Annotated in this window: 2 protein-coding genes and 1 pseudogene; 1 reads left to right on the top strand and 2 read right to left on the bottom strand. The window is 70.0% G+C overall.

Annotated features, from left to right (window positions below; translation table 11 throughout):
• Positions 1 to 100: 100 nt before the first annotated feature.
• Positions 101 to 613, top strand: a pseudogene (locus tag IEX22_RS15245) (IS30 family transposase); the annotation flags it as partial.
• 235 nt (positions 614 to 848) lie between these two features.
• Here IEX22_RS15245 and IEX22_RS15250 read toward each other — a convergent pair.
• Positions 849 to 2,393: an acyl-CoA synthetase gene (locus IEX22_RS15250; protein WP_188669252.1), complete on the bottom strand. Its 1,545-nt coding sequence runs from the start codon at positions 2,391 to 2,393 to the stop codon at positions 849 to 851.
• A 33-nt stretch (positions 2,394 to 2,426) separates the two neighbouring features.
• Positions 2,427 to 3,761, bottom strand: coding sequence for an MFS transporter (locus IEX22_RS15255; RefSeq protein WP_188669253.1), 1,335 nt, complete (start codon positions 3,759 to 3,761; stop codon positions 2,427 to 2,429).
• Positions 3,762 to 3,998 lie beyond the last annotated feature (237 nt).

Below are 3,998 nucleotides of genomic sequence, written 5' to 3' on the forward strand. Positions count from 1 at the left end.
GATCGAGGCGGAGAACAACTACTACCGTCAGAACAACCCCCAGCACCAACCGGCGCTGGGAGAACCCGCCCTCCACTAAACCCGGGGCGGTTCAGTCACCGCCGCCGAGCACGCGGGCCGGAAAGTCCCCGGGCATTGGGAAGGAGACCTGGTCGTGGGTCCGAACAACTCCGGGATCATCACCCTGGTCGAGCGGGCCTCCCGGTTCACCCTGCTCGGGCGGCTGCCCGGGACGCGGGACTCGACCACGGTCATCGACAAGCTCACGGCCATGATCGAGGAGCTACCCGGCGCGATGAGGCGCTCGGTCACCCGGTCGGTCACCTGGGATCAGGGCACGGAGATGGCCCAGCACGCCCGGTTCACGGTGGCGACCGGGTGCCCGGTCTTTTTCTGCGACCCGCACTCTCCGTGGCAGCGGCCCACGAACGAGAACCTCAACGGGCAACTGCGCTGGGAATACCCCAAAGGCACCGACTTCAACCGCATCAGCGACGAGGACCTCCGCACCGTTCAGGACATGCTCAACGCCCGACCCCGCGTCATCCTCGACGGAGCCACCCCCAGTGAGACACTCGACGAACTAATCACCACCGTCGCACTCACCACCTGAACCGGCCTCGCCGATGGTCGCATCTACCGTCCACTCGGCGTCGGACGGCTACCGAGTGGGCGGACGATGTTGCGGGCGTCGCCGATGGTCGCATCTACCGTCCACTCGGCGCGGGACGGCTACCGAGTGGGCGGACGATGTCGCGGGCGTCGCTGATGGTCGCATCTACCGTCCACTCGGCGCGGTCCACTCGCCGCCGCCCGCCGTCGCCCGACGGGGGCCGGAGCCGACCGCGTCAGCCGAATTGCTTCCGCAGGTCCGCCTTGCGGATCTTCCCGCTGGCCGTCCGCGGCATCTGGTCGGCGAACACCACCGACTTGGGGATCTTGTACCGGGCCAGCCGGCCGTCCAGATGTCCCAGCACCTCCTCGGCGGTCAGGCTCGTGCCGTCCCGCACGGTGACGATCGCCCGGCCGACCTCCCCCCACTTCTCGTCCGGGACGCCGATGACGGCGACCGCGGCCACGGCGTCGAGTTCGGCGATCAGCTGCTCAACCTCGGCCGGGTAGATGTTCTCGCCGCCCGAGATGATCATGTCCTTGAGCCGGTCCGAGATGAAGAGGAAGCCGTCGTCGTCGAGGTGGCCCATGTCGCCGGACTTGAACCAGCCGCCGGCGTCGAAGGATTCCGCGGTGGCGTCGGGCCGCTGCCAGTACTCGTGGATGACGTTGGGGCCGCAGATCTGGATCTCCCCGGTCTGCCCGGGGGGCAACTCCTCGCCGAGCGGGTCGGCGATGCGGACGTCCGTGAAGAAGTGCGGCAGGCCGCCGGAGCCGGCCCGGGACGCCGAGTACCGGACCGGCAGCGTCGTCGCCCCGGGCGCCGTCTCGGTCATCCCGTAGCCCATGGTGAAGGACAGCCCGCGTTCCTCGTACGCGGCCAGCACCCGGTGCGGCACCGCCGAGCCGCCGCACGTGAGCTTAGTGAGCGAGGAGATGTCGCGCGTCGCCCAGTCCGGGTGCTCGGCCAGCAGCTGGTACGTGGTGGGCACGCCGGAGATCGCGGTGGCCCGGTGCTCCTCGATCAGGCGCAGCGCCTCGCCGGGCTCGAACCGGGGCTCGAGCACCAGCGTGCCGCCCTTGAGCAGGGTGGGTAGTGCGCCCATGTCCAGCGCCGCGACGTGGAACAGCGGCGAGATCATCAGGGACACGTCGGTGGAGGCGAGGTCGAAGTCGACCAGCACGTTCATGCAGTTCCAGGTCACGTTCCCGTGGGTCAGCACCGCACCCTTCGGCCGGCCGGTGGTGCCGGAGGTGTAGAGGATCATCGCCGGGTCCTCCAGCGTCACCGGGACGTCGTGCCGCACCGGTTCCGCGGCGGCGAGCGCCTCCTCCAGGTCGACGTCCTCCGCCGGAGGCGTGCTCGTGAACCGCGGATCGGGGCCGTCGTCCACCCGCACGCGGTGCTGCACCGCCGTGCCCTCACTGCCCGGCAGGGCCAGGCCGGTGAGGGAGGTGGCGTACACGAGCACGGTCGCGCCGCTGTCCGTCAGGGCGAACTGCAGTTCCGGGGCGGCCAGCCGCGTGTTCAACGGCACGAACACCGCCCCGCACACTCCGGCGGCGAACAGCGTCTCGAGGAACGCCGGGTGGTTCTCACCGAGGTACGCGACCCGGTCTCCCGGCCGGACGCCGTGCCCGCGGAGCACCGCGGCCAGCCGGTCGACCCGGTCGGCGAGCTCGTCGTAACTGATCGTGCGGCCCCGGCACACCAGCGCCGTGCGCCCGGCCGACTTGGGCAGCCGACGGTGCGGCCACGATCCGATCCCGTTGTTCAGCATGGGAGCTCCTTCCGGACAGGGGGAGGACGAGGGTCAGTGCTGGACCGTGGTCAGGTCCAGGTCGCGGCCCTCGCGGGTGAACAGCACCGCCAGCAGGCTCACGACGCCGACGGCGGCGAGGAAGACCACCACGGGCACGATCGAGCGCTGGCTGGAGGCGTAGAGGGACGCGAGGATCCCGGGGGTGAAGCCGGCGCCGAGCAGGGTGGCCAGCTGGTAGCCGCCGGAGGCGCCGGTGTACCGGGAGGCGGTGCCGAACTGCTCGGAGATGAACGCGGCCAGCGGTCCGAACATGCACGAGTGCAGGATCAGTCCGACGGTGAACCCGAGGAAGATCAACCACGGGTTCTTCGAGCCGAACAGCGCGAACATGGGGAACAGGTAGAGGATGAAGAGCACGATGGACACGATGATCATCGGCTTGCGTCCCACGCGGTCCGACAGCCGGCCGGCCCCGATCACCACGAAGATGCTGATGAACGACGCGGCGGAGAAGGCGAACAGGGTGGACTGACGCTCGGCGCCGGCGGCAACCGCGTAGGTGATCGAGAAGGTGGCCAGGGTGACCTGGAAGGCGAAGCCGGCGGCGGCGCCGAGGGCGGTGAGGATCAGCGCCTTCGGGCGGCGCAGCACGGAGACCAGCGGGATGGCGGGGCGCTCGGCCTCGTTCCGCTCGGCCATGGCGAGGGCGGCCTTGAACACCGGGCTCTCGGAGATGCGGGAGCGGACGTACAGCCCGACGGCGAGCAGCACGAGGGAGAACACGAAGGGGATGCGCCAGCCCCAGGCCAGGAACCGGTCCGAGGGCAGGGCGGCGAAGATGCCCATGATGAGGGTGCCGAGCACCGCGCCCGAGGGGGCGCCGGCGTTGGCGAACGATGCCGCGAACCCGCGCTTGCCCTCCGCCGAGTGCTCGAGGGCCATCAGGGCGGCCCCACCCCACTCGCCGCCGACCGCGATGCCCTGGCACACGCGCAGCGCGATGAGCAGGATCGGCGCGAGCGCCCCGATCACGGCCGGGGTGGGGATGAGGCCGATCAGGGTGGACCCGATGCCCATCAGGGTCATGGTCAGGACGAGCATCTTCTTGCGCCCGAGCCGGTCGCCGAAGTGACCGAAGATGAACCCGCCGAGCGGCCGGGCCAGGTAGCCGGCGGCGAACGTGCCGAAGGACGCGATGGTCGCGGTCAGCGGGTCCAGGTTCGCGAAGAACACGGCGCCGAACACCAGTGACGACGCGGTGGCGTACAGCAGGAAGTCGTAGAACTCGACCGTGCTGCCCAGATAGCTGGAGAGCAGGACGCGGCGCACTTCGCGGGGGTTCGACGCCGCGGTGGCCGCGGAGGGGTCGGGGATGACGTTGCTCATGGGAACTCCAGGGTCCGGGATCGACGGGGCGTCGGTGCCTGTCCGTCGTCGGGTGAACGTGAAAGTGAGCGGCACGCTGATCGGTGAGTCGAGGAGGAATCGCCGGCTGTTCGGTACGGGGCTGGGGACGTGCTGGGCAGGTCAGACCCTATGAGGGTGCGGGTTGCCTGGGTCTTGAGGCCGGGGCCTCGCGTATGCAGTGATTCGTGGATCACTCGCTCGGTCGGCGGGCGGGTG

The sequence above is a fragment of the Tersicoccus solisilvae genome (assembly GCF_014643255.1).
GTDB classification, from domain to species: Bacteria; Actinomycetota; Actinomycetes; order Actinomycetales; family Micrococcaceae; genus Tersicoccus; species Tersicoccus solisilvae.